Annotated in this window: 17 protein-coding genes; 5 read left to right on the forward strand and 12 right to left on the reverse strand. The window is 44.4% G+C overall.

Annotation, left to right across the window (positions count from 1 at the left end; translation table 11 throughout):
* The first annotated feature begins 14 nt into the window (after positions 1–14).
* On the forward strand, positions 15–773 hold the full coding sequence (gene kduD / locus NSS87_RS18705; RefSeq protein ID WP_042189303.1) for a 2-dehydro-3-deoxy-D-gluconate 5-dehydrogenase KduD: 759 nt from the start codon (positions 15–17) through the stop codon (positions 771–773).
* 45 nt (positions 774–818) lie between these two features.
* Here kduD and NSS87_RS18710 read toward each other — a convergent pair whose 3' ends face one another.
* The gene (locus NSS87_RS18710; protein ID WP_042189305.1) at positions 819–1,253 is read right to left on the reverse strand and encodes a DUF5301 domain-containing protein; all 435 of its coding nucleotides are present in this window, start codon (positions 1,251–1,253) and stop codon (positions 819–821) included.
* Between the two features lie 5 nt (positions 1,254–1,258).
* Positions 1,259–1,780 carry a hypothetical protein gene (locus NSS87_RS18715; protein WP_042189307.1) on the reverse strand — a complete coding sequence of 174 codons (522 nt, stop codon included), beginning with the start codon at positions 1,778–1,780 and terminating at the stop codon, positions 1,259–1,261.
* A 142-nt stretch (positions 1,781–1,922) separates the two neighbouring features.
* On the opposite strand from NSS87_RS18715, the gene NSS87_RS18720 reads away from it, so the two are divergent.
* Together NSS87_RS18720 and NSS87_RS18725 are read left to right on the forward strand one after the other, a co-directional pair.
* On the forward strand, positions 1,923–2,573 hold the full coding sequence (locus NSS87_RS18720) for an NUDIX domain-containing protein (RefSeq protein WP_339242007.1): 651 nt from the start codon (positions 1,923–1,925) through the stop codon (positions 2,571–2,573).
* Positions 2,570–3,115 carry a GNAT family N-acetyltransferase gene (locus tag NSS87_RS18725; RefSeq protein WP_339242009.1) on the forward strand — a complete coding sequence of 182 codons (546 nt, stop codon included), beginning with the start codon at positions 2,570–2,572 and terminating at the stop codon, positions 3,113–3,115. Before NSS87_RS18720 ends, NSS87_RS18725 begins: the two co-directional genes overlap by 4 nt.
* Before the next feature lie 56 nt (positions 3,116–3,171).
* On the opposite strand, the gene NSS87_RS18730 is transcribed toward NSS87_RS18725, so the two are convergent.
* Entirely contained in the window at positions 3,172–5,247 is a 2,076-nt protein-coding gene (locus NSS87_RS18730; protein ID WP_339242011.1) for a beta-galactosidase, read from the reverse strand.
* Positions 5,248–5,454: 207 nt separating this feature from the next.
* On the opposite strand from NSS87_RS18730, the gene NSS87_RS18735 reads away from it, so the two are divergent.
* On the forward strand, positions 5,455–6,309 hold the full coding sequence (locus NSS87_RS18735) for an AraC family transcriptional regulator (protein ID WP_339248617.1): 855 nt from the start codon (positions 5,455–5,457) through the stop codon (positions 6,307–6,309).
* 49 nt (positions 6,310–6,358) lie between these two features.
* On the opposite strand, the gene NSS87_RS18740 is transcribed toward NSS87_RS18735, so the two are convergent.
* The 5 genes from NSS87_RS18740 to NSS87_RS18760 all read right to left on the reverse strand — a co-directional run bounded on the left by NSS87_RS18740 (position 6,359) and on the right by NSS87_RS18760 (position 10,649).
* Positions 6,359–6,910 carry an NADAR family protein gene (locus NSS87_RS18740; RefSeq protein ID WP_339242013.1) on the reverse strand — a complete coding sequence of 184 codons (552 nt, stop codon included), beginning with the start codon at positions 6,908–6,910 and terminating at the stop codon, positions 6,359–6,361.
* Complete coding sequence (locus NSS87_RS18745; protein WP_339242015.1) at positions 6,907–7,800, reverse strand: NUDIX domain-containing protein; 894 nt, start codon at positions 7,798–7,800, stop codon at positions 6,907–6,909. Before NSS87_RS18745 ends, NSS87_RS18740 begins: the two co-directional genes overlap by 4 nt.
* 27 nt (positions 7,801–7,827) lie before the next feature.
* Entirely contained in the window at positions 7,828–8,838 is a 1,011-nt protein-coding gene (locus NSS87_RS18750; RefSeq protein WP_339242017.1) for an AAA family ATPase, read from the reverse strand.
* Positions 8,835–9,512 carry a nicotinamide riboside transporter PnuC gene (gene pnuC / locus NSS87_RS18755; RefSeq protein ID WP_339242019.1) on the reverse strand — a complete coding sequence of 226 codons (678 nt, stop codon included), beginning with the start codon at positions 9,510–9,512 and terminating at the stop codon, positions 8,835–8,837. The genes NSS87_RS18750 and pnuC overlap by 4 nt, the downstream gene beginning before the upstream one ends.
* Before the next feature lie 630 nt (positions 9,513–10,142).
* Positions 10,143–10,649 (reverse strand): DL-endopeptidase inhibitor IseA family protein, encoded by a 507-nt coding sequence (locus tag NSS87_RS18760; protein ID WP_339242021.1) that lies wholly within the window; start codon positions 10,647–10,649, stop codon positions 10,143–10,145.
* Between the two features lie 508 nt (positions 10,650–11,157).
* Here NSS87_RS18760 and NSS87_RS18765 point away from each other — a divergent pair.
* The gene (locus NSS87_RS18765; protein ID WP_339242023.1) at positions 11,158–11,733 is read left to right on the forward strand and encodes a hypothetical protein; all 576 of its coding nucleotides are present in this window, start codon (positions 11,158–11,160) and stop codon (positions 11,731–11,733) included.
* A gap of 98 nt (positions 11,734–11,831) precedes the next feature.
* On the opposite strand, the gene NSS87_RS18770 is transcribed toward NSS87_RS18765, so the two are convergent.
* The 4 genes from NSS87_RS18770 to NSS87_RS18785 all read right to left on the reverse strand — a co-directional run bounded on the left by NSS87_RS18770 (position 11,832) and on the right by NSS87_RS18785 (position 14,309).
* On the reverse strand, positions 11,832–12,392 hold the full coding sequence (locus NSS87_RS18770; RefSeq protein ID WP_339242025.1) for a DUF4303 domain-containing protein: 561 nt from the start codon (positions 12,390–12,392) through the stop codon (positions 11,832–11,834).
* A 42-nt stretch (positions 12,393–12,434) separates the two neighbouring features.
* On the reverse strand, positions 12,435–12,893 hold the full coding sequence (locus tag NSS87_RS18775; RefSeq protein ID WP_042189330.1) for an SMI1/KNR4 family protein: 459 nt from the start codon (positions 12,891–12,893) through the stop codon (positions 12,435–12,437).
* A gap of 62 nt (positions 12,894–12,955) precedes the next feature.
* On the reverse strand, positions 12,956–13,522 hold the full coding sequence (locus NSS87_RS18780) for a hypothetical protein (RefSeq protein WP_339242028.1): 567 nt from the start codon (positions 13,520–13,522) through the stop codon (positions 12,956–12,958).
* Between the two features lie 37 nt (positions 13,523–13,559).
* Positions 13,560–14,309, reverse strand: coding sequence for a hypothetical protein (locus NSS87_RS18785; protein ID WP_339242029.1), 750 nt, complete (start codon positions 14,307–14,309; stop codon positions 13,560–13,562).
* Positions 14,310–14,323 lie beyond the last annotated feature (14 nt).

The raw sequence follows: 14,323 nt of genomic DNA on the forward strand, positions 1-14,323 counted from the left end.
GGGCGTAATTTATAATGTCATCATCATTATTCAGCTTGGCAGGTAAAACAGCACTCGTAACCGGTGCTGCTCAAGGTCTTGGACAAGGCATTGCCCTTGCCTTCGCAGAAGCAGGTGCGGATATTGCATCCGTATCGCTTAATACAAGTCAAGAAACCGTAAACGCTGCAAAAGCTTTTGGTGTAAAAGCGGTTAGCATCGAATCTGACTTAAGTGATCATAGCAACCTGCAAAACACATTTGACCAAGCACTTGAACTGACTGGTCATGTTGACATTCTCGTGAACTGTGCAGGAATGATCCGCCGTACTCCGGCAAAAGACCATAGTGAAAAAGACTGGTTCGATGTTATTAATCTGAACTTGAACACAGTGTTCCTTCTGTCTCAGATCGCTGGCCGCCACTTCCTGGAAAGAGGATCCGGCAAAATCATTAATATCGCCTCTATGCTCTCCTATCAAGGCGGAATCAATGTCCCTGGCTACACCGCGAGTAAGCACGGGGTTGCAGGTCTTACTAAAGCTTTTGCCAATGAATGGGCAGGCTCCGGTCTGAACATCAATGCGATTGCACCAGGCTACATGGCGACTGAAAATACAGCTCCAATCCGTGCTGACCAAAGCCGCTCGGATGCTATCTTAGATCGTATTCCAGCTGCACGTTGGGGAACACCTGATGATCTTAAAGGTCCTGCTGTATTCTTAGCTTCCGCAGCATCCGACTATTTGAATGGTCATATTCTTAATGTTGACGGCGGATGGATGGCTAGATAAATAACCTGAAATATTTAACCCGCTGCCTGAAGCAGCGGGTTATTTTTACTTAAACAAGCTTGTAATGGATTCCCCATCAAATTTACTAGTAATCTTAAAATTTCCAGAGTGATACTTACTATTACTAGATCGATCGCTGAAATACAAGTAATCTGTGCCATAGAGTGTCATTCCAAAGCGCTGATCTTTATTTACATATATTCTTATCCAATAGGTCTCCGCAGGTCGTTCTGATGCTTCACTTCTTTTTAATTTCACGTCAGAAAACTCATGTATGATCTTTTCAATTTCTTTCGGGTCATCCACTTTAATTTCTTGTTCATTAGAACTCTTAAGAACTCTAATGGAGGTGATTTGAGTAGCATCGATTCGATCCAGTACAAGATTTTGAAATGAATTATAACTGTGATATAAGGGAACTCCATAAAGAAGCAGATTTATTACTATAAGAAACAATAAAAATAATTTACTTTTTTTCATAATTATTAGCCTTCTATCTCCACAAATTCTCCCGGATGTGCCCGAATATACTCGCCAATCAACCTGTGGCTATCTTCGGCTATGTTCTTAAATCGTTCAAATAAACCACTCATCTCATTCAACAACTCAGGATCTCGATCGAGATCCGTGATGGTAGCATCAACCCACTGTATTCCAAGTCGATTGTTTCTTTCTTCGAGAAATGCCTTTGTTTCCTGAAGCAAAAGAATCATCGGATCATCGCCAAAAAATCGTATGCCTCCCATCACCCCTGTCCAATACCCCGGCAGGTCTTGCATGTAAGAAATCCAAGCATAATACTCCCCTTCGGAATTACGGCTGTGATCATGCATTACTCTGAACATACAAAGTGCTTTCTGTCCGTCTGTGAGCTTTGAGATCACTTCGGATTTGATCGATGGTGATTTTGCGCGAATCTGCTGAAAGGTAGGCTCCATACAGGCCCATCCTAATCTTTCATCACTAAAAGTGTCCAAATCCTTCTGCTTCATGGTTACTAAATTCATTTAACTCCTCCTTTGATTAACATCCAAAAATATACATTTCATTCTAGCGGTTGTCAATAAGAACCTCCCTAACATTTAGGGTAATTCGAACGTTTTTATGATAGGCTTTAGAAAGAAGAAATCATCACAAAGGAGCTTTTCTATGCATAATGAGATACTTACCATTTTTGATGAAGCAGGCAACCGAACAGGTACGGCTCCACGTGAAGAGGTACATCGGTTAGGTCATTGGCATGAGACCTTCCACTGCTGGTTCATAAGCAAAGATCAGGAAATACCCTATATCTATTTACAACTTCGGAGTAAACAGAAACAAGATTATGCTGGGCTACTGGATATCACGGCCGCCGGACATTTGCTAGCAAACGAAACTGTAGAAGATGGAACACGCGAGGTTCATGAAGAGCTGGGACTGGATTTATCCTTAAAAGACCTGATCCCGCTAGGAACAATTCCTTACAGTATGAAAAAAGAAAAACTTATCGATAATGAACGAGCGCATGTCTTTGTTTATAACAATCCCTATCGTCTAGAAGATTTCCAGCTACAAAAAGAAGAGGTCGCCGGCATTGTCAAAGCTAAGTTCTCTGATTTTCGCAGATTTTGGCAGGGAGAAATACATAGTCTACAAGTCAACGGTTTTCAAATCGATCCGCATGGACATAGAATTACTATTGAGCAGGATGTAGACAAGACCCATTTTGTACCTCATGAAGTGGGTTATTATACTCGTATTATCGAGGGTATTGAAGCAATATTTCTAAAATCACCAGTAGTAACGGAGGACAAATGATTATTAATCAACGAACATTTACCGTGAAAGACATCCATTACACCATAAGATCTGCAATCACTACGGATGCTATGGCATTATCTGAATTAAGAGTACAAATCGATGGTGAGACCGAGAATTTAGACAGAGAACCAGGGGAGGCTTTTATAGACGAAATAGGGTTTCAGCAGCTTATTCTATCTGATTCAGAGAAACTAAGAAACTTATTTCTAATCGCGGTAGTTAATAATCAAATCGTTGGGTTCTCTAGATGCGAAGGCCATTCATTAGCAAGATTCGCTCATAAAGTCGAGTTCGGAGTATGTGTGCTGCAGGATTATTGGGGTTATGGAATTGGAAGGAATCTTTTAGCAGAATCTATTGCTTGGGCCGACGCTAACGGTATCCAAAAAATCACTTTAAATGTCCTCGAAACGAACGACAAAGCTATCACCCTTTATCAGAAGCTTGGCTTTGAGATCGAGGGAATATTAAAAAATGATAAGATTCTTGCTGACGGAAAATTCTATAACACGATTATGATGGGACGATTCGCGAATTGATCCTACATGTGTAAGAAAAAAGGCAGAACCTGAATCCCTCAGGTCCTGCCTTCTTTTTATACTAACGATTTACGCTTCAACATTGCGAGATCATTCACCGCTAGATTCAATACAGCCGGAGCTGCAGTACCTGAGCTCAAATCTGTATAATCCGCTCCATCTAATTTGACTGCTTGCGGACTGCCACTGTAGTTTTGCACAAAGATATAATCGCTTTCTCCATCGGTACGAAGCTGCGCTGTCACACCAGTTGGAAGCTCACTATCAAGTGCACGGGTAATTCCTGCTTTAGCAGTGATCGCGGCATACAATTCAACGTAGAAAGAAGCGTCTTTCACACGAGTAGCGAGGTGATATGCATTTCCTTCACCGAAACGATTTACCGTAAGTGCTGGACGGCCAGCATAGAAATCACTGCGATAAGTGCCTAATGCTTCCGCACCTTCCAAGTGGATCAGCTCAGCAATTTCATGCGCATCATAATCTCCACTTAGATTAAGTGCATTGCTCGCCTGCATTACAACACCATTCAAATCACGGCTATGCAGCCCTTCGGTCTCTTCTGCCCAAATGCCGAGCGTTCTACGTAGTGGTCCAGGGAATCCACCCAAATGACATAAATCCGTTTCGTTAACGACACCAGACCAATAGGTTGCCAGGAAAGTTCCGCCCTGCTCAACAAACTTCTCGATGCGCTTTCCATTCTCTTCACTGATCAGATATAACATAGGTGCGATCACCAGCTTGTAAGCGGACAGATCATCCCCCGATCCGATCATATCAACTGGAATGCCTAGCTCCCAAAGGGCACGATAATGCTGTAGTACAGTCTCCTCATAACGCAATCCGGAATTACGAATGCCTTGCGCATCCTTGATCGCCCAGCGGTTGTCCCAGTCGAAAATAATCGCTGTTTTTACTGGAGTTGATGTACCTACTACTTCTGTCATTCCCGCCAGCGTCTTTCCTACCTCTGTAACGTCTTTAAACACACGAGTCTCGGAGTGGCCGCTATGGTCAACAACTGCACCGTGGAACTTCTCACTAGAGCCCCGGCTTTTACGCCATTGGAAATATTGAACGGAATCCGAACCATGTGCTACCGCTTGAAGTGAAGACAGCTTGTGCATGCCAGGACGCTTCAGCTTACTGACCGATTGCCAGTTCGTAAGAGATGGCGTGCTTTCCATGAGCAGGAACGGTTTCTTTTTAAAAGAGCGCATTAAATCGTAGTGCATCGCCGTCCATGCTGCCAGTCTAGCATCGTCACCGTCTTCAGTATAATGCCATTCTGGATAAGCATCCCATGAGACAACATCCAGAATTTTGGCTAGTTCGCGATAATCAATGCCATCGATCATATGCATATTCGTTGTAATAGGCAGTGCAGGATTGTAAGGACGAACAACATTGATCTCATGCTGACAGAAGTCAATCGTCCGTTCACTGACAAACCGCCGCCAGTCGAGGTTCAAGCCGTGAACTTGTGTCTCTCCATGTGGAGCCGGGGATTCAATCTGTGTCCAAGAAGTGTAGGTATGACTCCAAAAAGTAGCCCACCAAGCATGATTCACCTCATCCAGACTGTTATTGTATTTGACCTTTAACCAATCTCTAAAAGCATTCTGACAAAGATCACAGTGACATTCGCCACCGAACTCATTCGAAATATGCCAACCGATAACCGCAGGATGCTGGCTATAACGTTCTGCTAGCTTCGCATTTAAAATCGCAGTCTTTTCCCGATACACAGGCGAGGTGAAACAATGATTATGACGGAAGCCATGTAAATTGTGAACACGATTACGTTCCACTCTTAGAACTTCAGGGTACTTCTCAGACATCCAAGCAGGTCGTGCTCCACTAGGAGTTGCCAGGAAAGCATAAATCCCATTCTCTGCAAAAGAATCCAAAACACTATCGAGCCAATCGAAAGTGAACACACCTTCTTCAGGCTCTAGGGATACCCAAGAAAAAATTCCGACAGACATCACATTGCAATTCGCAAGCTTCATCAGACGAATATCCTCACGCAAAATTTCTGGGTACTTCAGCCATTGCTCAGGATTATAATCGGCACCGTGCAGCATCACTGGAGCTTTGCTGCTAATCGGGGAGTGTTTTTTAGTCATAATGTAAGATCATCCTCTCAATTCTGCCCATTTCTTAAATGGGACTATTCTCTGATGAGACGCTAGATGCTTAAGCTATCAAATTCACGAATCATCATTTATACTATTTATAATATAAGAACATTCATCCCGATCAGTAGGAATATACTCTCGAAGTGATAGTACAAAATGAATATGAGGTGAATCATCCTGCTTCCTTTTTCACTGATAGAACTACCGCGCGACGCTGAGACGCTTCCCTTATATCCCTACTCTGTAGGTCGTCATATACAATTTCATCATGTTCGCCCTACAGGTTTTCCTGTTCATCAAGTTTTCCTGATTCGTACCGGAACTGGGTTGTTTCGTGATCTGGAGACCGGTACTGAAATCATACTAGAACCTGGAATGGCTTTCGCTTTCCCACCGGATCGAGGACACGAATATTACCCTACCTCACATGAACCATGGCATGTCGGTTTCATCGGAATCGAAGGGAGTCAGTCGCAAGGAATGCTGGAGGGGATTGGCCTTCTCCCTTCTCTCCCCTATCATCCTGCTCATTTTGAACAATGTTGGGAGGAAATCGGAAAGATCTGGCATACGGTGAACAATCAGACGGCTAGTCGTCAAGACGAGCAAGGGATGGAGGATCTATCTATAACCCTATATAGATTACTTCTGATGTTACGTCGTTCTGAATCCATACACTCCTCAGGCAGTCGTTTAGAACTTGAGTCTGTGCGTAATGAAGCGTTGGCTAAAGCGGTTGAACTTATTAACGAACATTATACTGAGCCACTCCTTATCTCCAATCTAGCTGCTGCTGTGGGGTATTCCGTCCAGCATTTCCAGCGTCTATTCGTACAGGAATATGCCGTAACTCCACATAAGTATCTACAGAATCTGCGACTAGAACGTGCGATACAGTTAATGACAGAGAATGCTGATATTCTCGTTCAGGATATTGCGATTCAACTGGGAATGGAGACGAATTATTTTATCCGAATCTTCCGAAATACTTATGGCTGTACACCTGGGGTGATGAAGCTTCGGCTTTTAGAGGGTGAACAAAAAAGATAACGAAATCCAAAGGGATATCGTTATCTTTTCATTTAAATATGGGATGAAGTTAATCCCGCAGCAATTCGTCCCTCACTTCGGTCAGTACGAATCCAAGTAGGTTCCTACCTCGCCATTTTGCGGGATTCTCCGCATCCGGATTGGACTGGCTCATGCCTATTCCCCAAATGCGATCCTGTGGGCTAGCTTCGACGAGAATACGGTTTTTCGTTGACTTTAGGTATTCGCTAAGCTTCGGATTCTGCGAAAATTTGGCTATATTTCCTCTTTTGACAATGTCATAGCATTCTTTATCCCAAGTGTCATTTTCGAAGTTTCTTACTGCACGCCCGTAGGCTTTCATCTCCTTGGGATGCTTAGCTTTAAGGATCGCGTCCAACATATCGTCATCTCCAAACAGTCTTGCTTTCTCGGACATCATAAACTGCTCGACACAGGAATACTCGATCCCCTCTACCACGAAAGGACTCATCCACCATTGGCTGAAGCAGCTTTTGTCGACGCCGTCGTGCTTTGGCGGTGTATGGCCCCAGAAGAACACAAACTTGAACGTTTTGCCCGCGATATAAGCTTTTCTTAACTGCTCTATATTGTATATCATTGATATTCCTCCATATTTCTCCGATATAAGCGGGAAGGACGGTGTCCCGCATTTTCAGTATAATGATCGGTCTCCGCTACGAGATCCGCTACTTTACGCCGGAATGCGGCTTTCAGCAGCTCTTTGTCTAAGATCACCTCATAAACCTGCTGCAGATCCGTCAAAGTGAAGAGACCCGGCATCAAGTTTAGCGCAATATCGGTGTAATTCACTTTTCCCCGCAGTCTCTCAATAGCGCAAGCTATAATCTTCGCATGATCAAAAGCCAACCCGTCATTTGATACAATGGAGTATGCGGTTGACGTAGAGGCCGACTTTGATGTCATCGTCCGACCCACAACTGCCGTAAACTCTTCTTCATCGCTGCTTAGCTTGAGCTCGTATTCCTTCGTTTTCACATACCCATCCTCAATAATCTCTTTCCGCTCGCGCAGAAGCCGATAGGTTACCTTGAACCAGGCAGCATGGACAGCGTCATCTCCTGCTTTCAGCTGTACCTGATCACTGTTGATTAAGGCCATGTAGCTGCAGCTCATCACCCAGGTACGAGGGTCCCTTCCAACATCGCTGAAGGTGTACAACTGCTCCAAATAAACGTCATCCACACCGGTTTCCTCACTCAGCTCCCTCACCGCCGCCTGCTCTGTCGTCTCGTCCGGCCGGACGAAGCCGCCTGGAAGTGCCCAATTGCCCAGGAACGGGTGACCTCCCCGCTGAATGAGCAGAATTCGCAGCTCTTTTTCCGGAAGCTTGCGGTAGCTGTCCGCCTCCGTGTTCGTAACGGTGAAAATGACCATGTCCGCCGCCACCGAAGGCCGCTCGAAATCCCCGGCATGGTACTGCTCTAAAAATTGACGTTCCGTAAGTCCATCGCGATCCAACATATTCATGTATCCTTGCCTCCTTTGTTCTTTATTCTAGCCATTCAACTCTCCAAAATAGTTCCGGTAGGGCTCGAACTTTGCCAAGACCTCACTTACTTTGTGCATTCGTTCCTCTAGGTTTCCTCGCAACGTGATATAGGGAATCCGCCGCTCTTTCAAATCGGCAATGATTTGCTTATGAAAAATATGCCGCTTCTGATCCCCGCTACGGTCCCATGTATCCTCATAAGGAATATCATCGGCACACAGGAAAAACAGATCGTAGCGCTGCGCGTTTTCTAATGCGATCCGGGCTAAGCATTCAGGAGCCCGGCCGTGGTAATCCAAAGCAAACATATATGTGGTAATTGCATTGGTATCGACAAAGAGATATCGGTTAGCTTCCAGCATCGCCTGCTCCTCACGTTCGATATGGCCCAAAGCGATCTCATCGAACGCTTCTAGGCTGATTCTACGATCCACTTGATGCTCGGTCCAGTAATCACGCCCATATTCGCTCGCAAAGGTTGTGCGATACCGCTGCGCCAGCGCTTCGGTGATTGTAGATTTTCCAGTCGACATCGCTCCCACAAAAACCACTTTCGTGATTAACCCCCTATACACGACATCACTTACAAATCTGCGATATTTATAAGGGTCGGCACGTACCATCGTGGCAGAAATCGGCACCCGCTCACGGGCTTCATCCACCCGCCGGTCCGCCGCTCCTAATGCGACACTCATATGCTCACCGTAAAACTCACTAGAGTAAAAATGCGTCACTTGCTCGCCCTTCAACAGCCCTAAAATATACTGCTCCTCTCGAATCTCATGCTCCCGATCGTTCGAATACCCGTCTGGACCGTCCCAAGCTTCGATTACCCGGACCGTCGGATAGAGCTTGCGGATCCAGTTCGCCCGGATATGAAGCGGAATCGGGGTCACCGTCGTTTCGTAGATTACCACAATCAATTCGTCGACCTCTTGCAACGCCGTCTCTATCATGAATTGATGACCTTTATGCAACGGGGCAAACTTCCCCAGTGTTAATCCAAGCGTCTTCATACCGATACCTCCTTAGCCCCTTTATTCCAATTGTAATAGCCGTATGCCGCGTTAATCAGATATGCACTCCACATGACGATCATTAGCACCCCTTCGCTACTGCCTTCCAGCATCCGAATTACCCACAACAACACCGTAAATATATTCAATACAATGTAGACCAGCCATTGTTCCTTAAATCTTCTGACCATTAAAAAGGTAGCCACAATGGATAATACCGTTGTAATAGCATCTATATAAGGCGAGTTCTGCCCTGGGATGAACGATAGCCCGATTCCCAGTAACAGGCAGCCTATTATGCAGACCGCTCCAACAAGGAACAGCCACTTAAGATCCATCTGTCGCATGGATAGTTTGCCGTCTTGGCGGTTGTTTTTCCACATATAGAAGCCAATGACATTCATAGGTACAAAGAATAACAAATTCAGCATGACCTCTCCAAACAAACCGTTTATATAAGCCAAGTACGCGTAACCAACGGTATTGTACATTCCGAAAACATAACTCATCAGGTTTCCTTTCGCCGCGAGCACCACACACAGCACCCCGGTGATAAAGACCGTAAATCCGAATAAGGAATCTTTAGAAATAACCGTAAACGCAACAGCAATAGAGGTAAATAAAACTAGCCAGACGATTTCAAACAGATTCCAACCACCCCATGTTTTATTCACTTTCATCCGCTCCCTTTCATTAAATTTCCTAATCTTCACCATTCAGTTTATTGTTAGTAACTTTTTGATAATAACAACTTGTTAATATCAAATATAGCAAAAAGGCGAGGAAGATGCAATAAAAAGGTGAGAATAATTTCCAACTTAAGTCTGGACCCAGTCCATGGTCGGTATCCTCTTCCTTAGCATAAGCCTATTTCTAGAATCAGCTAACGGTACTTATTCTTGACAATGATTTCTGGCAAGAATATACGCTGACAAAGGAAAAAACCCGCGATTTACGCGGGTTGGCGTTCGAACATGTATTTGTCATCCAGCTACTTCTTCTTCTCTGCTACTACGCTCGAATTATTGCCCACGGGCGTAATTCTTATAGAAATTTGTTACAGCTTAATTAAAAGCTTTATCGGCTGTGGAGTTTGGAGAACATTCTTGCAGATTGTGTTCCCGCTGCTTATGCCGGTGATTGCCACAGTAGCGATTTTAAATACGCTACATTTTCATGCAAAAATATATCATTAACGGCATCACGTCCGGTTCGTTAAAGGGATAGGGAGTTAGCTCTAGCTCTTCTTTCTGCAATCAGTTTTTTCAATGAATAATTTATCTCTCTATATAACAGGCGCTATTTCATTTTTTCCTTCTTAGTATCCTACTCTTTTTTTTGCATGGATCGTAACGGTAATCGGCATATCGACTTCTGCGTAAATTGATCGTAAGTACTTGGGTGGATGGGTTGCGCAAGATGAAATAACGAATAGTTTCCCCATCAGCGATTGAGTCGCCTGGAATACCTAAAATAGCGTCAACTATTATATTTGTGCTTGTCTGTTTTATAATTTTTAAACCCAACACTCTGCTAGGCAATCCCCCCGTATCTGCATCAGGAGAGTAAAGACGTCCTCGAATGTTTTTAAAACCTGCGGAGCAAATCATGCGATTTGCGTACACATTGTTCCAAAATTGGCGGTAATACCGAAAAATTTTGATTCGGGTCGAGAATCGCAAGGGAAGTCTGTAGTAATCAAAATCACCGATTCGAATCGGTGGACTGTTTAGATCATACGAAAAGACTACTTTCTCCCATGCCTTTTCCGCATTCTGAATAAATGCCATAAGTCGTTTTCTCGAAGCCATGCCGTCCCCCTCCTTATCGCTCTTCCATTGCATTCTATGTATGTTACCTTATGGAAGGCACGGCAAGAATGGATCCTCGTATTTCATGATTTTTCATTTCATGATGTTTGCCGGCTCATAAGTAAAAACCTTATTTTTGAGACAGCAACTTGTAGCAAGGAACGATTACTGCTCGCACTTCACGCATTACAATCTTTGTTATCAACTAGCAAATGAAGATGATATCGGATATCCGAGCATTGAAAAATAAAACAGATTTCATCCTTGTATACCTACATTTCGGGAGAGAATATCGATCATTTCCATGCAAGCTGCAGCACACAAACAAAACGCGACTAAACCGTTCCTACCGGCAGCCGCGTCATTTCTTGCTAAGTAATTTTCTTATCGTTCTAGCAGTAAATCTAAATCCCGAAAGCCTGGAGTGCTTTTTCGATGAAATGTCCAAACGTACCTTTCCGGTAAAGCATATGTTGCAGATAACTGAAATTTCAAGGAGGGAAGCATATTGAATAAGAAAAGAAAACGTCAAATCCCCGTTCGCAAACAGCAAAACGAATTTATAACACCTGCAATTTTAAGACGAACGATACGAAATGTGCTGCCCTTCTATCGCGAAATCGTACGCAATCCAGCATACTCAGCTGCATGGGTGCAAGCGGTGAATAAGATTGATTTTGTGCAGATGGAAAGACTGTTTCAAAAGGTAAGCCATGCCCCAATTGCAGAATTGGGATCAGGGTACAGTTTCGGCTTTCGTACACCTATGCGGGATCGACTATACGTCAACGGTTTTTTTCTTGACCCCGCTCAAAGTAAGTATAAAGTGGGAGAACATCTCGTAGTAGTACAAGCTATTCTTCCCTTATACCTCAGGTTGGCGACTGATATTCCATTTGCAACGCGTGTCACTGCCGCAATTAATTCAGGTAATACGACAAGACTGAACAATTTAATTCGTGGATTAATACGCTCCCGTTTTTTACTAACTATCAGAGCACAAGATTCAGGCTTCAGAATCAGCTTTAGATTTCCGATCAGTCGCAAAATATATACTAATTACACCTTACTAGGAGTGGGCTAGTTAGTTGTGAAGACTGCCGGCTTTCACTGGTGGCAGCAACTGATTGAACTACTCGCGACTAAAGTGGCAAGATTCCTAAGTACGGGAGACTAACGTTTCTACTCCGCCGCTTCCGTCAACCATGCTTGCATAACCGGTGATTCGGCCCGATTTAAACGTAGGGCAATTTCGGTATTAACCTCATCCGGCGGCATGACTTCGACAAGGACACATACTGACTCTCGCAGCTGATTCATGGCAAACATGCCTTCATCATCAAGCATTTTCATTGCCAGCTCAATGGCCTTCAGCCTCAAATCAAACTCGCGATTCCCTTCGTCATTCTCAAGATCCGCTATGAAAGGACGCTCGATGAATCGTTGTTTAACGTGATCGAAGTTCTCATCCCCGAAACAACAATAGGGTGAATCGGCATAGGACCATTTGATGAGTTCAGCAATCGTCGATCCCGGTGTTTCACTTTCGTCTCCTTGTCTGGTCGATTCCATCTCCAAAGCTTCCCACGACCAGGCGGAGATGCTAGGCGCATGTCCCTCGCCAGTAGTATGTAGCGTACAGTAATAATAATGTTCGCCATTTTCAAAAAGAGCACGAAATGACTTTCTGGCAGCAGCGGCGATTTCTATCGCCAGCGTCTCTATTTCTTGCATCGGCTTCATGATAATGGCCCTCCTTTCCATTAGTCGATCAGCTCAGGTTATTTAAGAACGCTCGTCAATCAGACGTTCTAGAAATTCCGCAAACGTTGAAGCATACTTGTCGATCAAATCATTCATGAGATCATAACACATGATCGGAAATTCCCCCTGTTTATCTCTAGTAGACGTATCAAAAAAATAAAGCTCGTCGCTATCCGGCACGAACAAGTCCAGTCTGTGGGGAAACCGACCTACCCACCATTCCTCGGCTTTATTCAGTCTATGTATGTAAAGAAGGTCGCCGTCGTAATACTCTCTATGTTCCGGAGCTGCGATCGCTAGAATATTGCCGTCTCCCAACCGGGCATTACCGTAATGAACCAGCCACCAGCGATAAGATGGCGGCAGGCAGAATCCTAATTCCTCTTCAGCTTCTGCTATCCAGCTTTCTTCCGCACCATGGCCAGGAAACCATTTTAAAGCGGAGGTCGTTTTCAGTTTTTCTGCCAAACGCTCATACATAAGTTCGATCCCCTCTCCTTATACATGGGTTTATTGTAAGTTTTGGATATCTCTCCAATCTTCTACAAATGATTATGCGGCGCTTTTCCTGCTACAATGTTATCAGGATGAACGTCAGTTGGCTCATAGTCATTCATACGGAGAAGGATATACTCAATCTCTTCTAATGGCATCTGCAATTTTTGGCTGACTTCATAAAGACCCATGTCTTGCGAAAGTAGTTTCCGTGCTTGATTTAACTTTCCATTTAGCCAATTGTTTTCAAGCATCCATTTTTTCACCAGATCCAGTAGTTGATTATGAGTTTCCTTATCTGCATGCTTATTATATTTAGCGACTGACTCTGACAAATAGTTACAAAGGTGACTGCCTAATACCTCACGTTGCTCATGCTTGGACATCCGTTGGTACTGTTCATAACTTATGCTGATATCTAATTCGAGGGTATGATCCCTGCTATCAAAACGTCTGGATGTTGTTCGACCATAACTTTCAGGTAAAACACGCAATACAAAAAAGATATCATAGGGAAACTTCCATGTATTTGCTAATTCCTCTAAGGGCAGCAGCTCATCTCTCAATTGACCCACACACGTTCCATGTGTATCCAAAGTAAAAACTAGTTTCATACATACCTCCCTCTCCCACACTAAAGGAGTATCCGGATCATCTGTTATTTTCTGAGATCGCTTCGCAGCCTTTCGACAAGAGCCACTGCTCCATAACTTCAAACGCCTGCCCCGTATCCTGTTCATAGAAGACAGCCACCTCTTGCTGGTAGGCATAATTCAATCGTACATAGCCGCCCAGCTGCCGGTAGAACAGGAAACAAGCATAGGCATTCTCAATGGACAAATCCGGCGGAAATTCGTTTTGGCATAAGTCGGCCAGTTCGGGCAGCGTAAGCTGATCCTGTCCTTGTGGCAAACGCAAAAAGAGATGGCTCCGAGTGCCCGTCCACGGTTCATAGTAGATGCTCTCCCCTTGGCTGATTCCATACACCTGACGATATATTTCATCCAGCACCAAGGCGTACATCCCTTCGTCTTCCTGCTCCCGTGCCTGCAGGGAAATCGCCTTTACGTGCTCCGCATGCCGAGGTAGCCAGAGCAGCCTAGCTGTCTGGGGATGTACTGCCAGAAAATCACCGTCCACCGTTGTACCTATAACGATACACTCGCCGATCTGTTGCTCACTAATGGGGCTGTTTTCGTCATGCTCCCATAATCCGTACTCGACAAAAGGTTTAAGCACCTCCGCATTGGGAAGCTGAACATTCAACCACCCTCTGTAAGTCCCTTCACCGAATCGCCGCAAAAACCGGAGGTAGCCCTGTGGATAAACAGTAACGTCTTCCTTCGCAAGTGCTTGGTTTTGGCCGTCAGATAGCGGTTTTGGCTGAGATACGATGTACATAAATACTCCTCCTG

Source organism: Paenibacillus sp. FSL F4-0243, from assembly GCF_037963295.1.
Classification (GTDB): domain Bacteria; phylum Bacillota; class Bacilli; order Paenibacillales; family Paenibacillaceae; genus Paenibacillus_AQ.

Excerpts from the sequence above, each read along its gene's own strand:
- kduD (WP_042189303.1), top strand. The coding sequence starts at position 15 with ATGTCATCATCATTATTCAGCTTGGCAGGTAAAACAGCACTCGTAACC.
- NSS87_RS18710 (WP_042189305.1), bottom strand. The coding sequence starts at position 1,253 with ATGAAAAAAAGTAAATTATTTTTATTGTTTCTTATAGTAATAAATCTG.
- NSS87_RS18715 (WP_042189307.1), bottom strand. The coding sequence starts at position 1,780 with ATGAATTTAGTAACCATGAAGCAGAAGGATTTGGACACTTTTAGTGAT.
- NSS87_RS18720 (WP_339242007.1), top strand. The coding sequence starts at position 1,923 with ATGCATAATGAGATACTTACCATTTTTGATGAAGCAGGCAACCGAACA.
- NSS87_RS18725 (WP_339242009.1), top strand. The coding sequence starts at position 2,570 with ATGATTATTAATCAACGAACATTTACCGTGAAAGACATCCATTACACC.
- NSS87_RS18730 (WP_339242011.1), bottom strand. The coding sequence starts at position 5,247 with ATGACTAAAAAACACTCCCCGATTAGCAGCAAAGCTCCAGTGATGCTG.
- NSS87_RS18740 (WP_339242013.1), bottom strand. The coding sequence starts at position 6,910 with ATGATATACAATATAGAGCAGTTAAGAAAAGCTTATATCGCGGGCAAA.
- NSS87_RS18745 (WP_339242015.1), bottom strand. The coding sequence starts at position 7,800 with ATGAATATGTTGGATCGCGATGGACTTACGGAACGTCAATTTTTAGAG.
- NSS87_RS18750 (WP_339242017.1), bottom strand. The coding sequence starts at position 8,838 with ATGAAGACGCTTGGATTAACACTGGGGAAGTTTGCCCCGTTGCATAAA.
- NSS87_RS18760 (WP_339242021.1), bottom strand. The coding sequence starts at position 10,649 with ATGGCTTCGAGAAAACGACTTATGGCATTTATTCAGAATGCGGAAAAG.
- NSS87_RS18770 (WP_339242025.1), bottom strand. The coding sequence starts at position 12,392 with ATGAAGCCGATGCAAGAAATAGAGACGCTGGCGATAGAAATCGCCGCT.
- NSS87_RS18775 (WP_042189330.1), bottom strand. The coding sequence starts at position 12,893 with ATGTATGAGCGTTTGGCAGAAAAACTGAAAACGACCTCCGCTTTAAAA.
- NSS87_RS18780 (WP_339242028.1), bottom strand. The coding sequence starts at position 13,522 with ATGAAACTAGTTTTTACTTTGGATACACATGGAACGTGTGTGGGTCAA.
- NSS87_RS18785 (WP_339242029.1), bottom strand. The coding sequence starts at position 14,309 with ATGTACATCGTATCTCAGCCAAAACCGCTATCTGACGGCCAAAACCAA.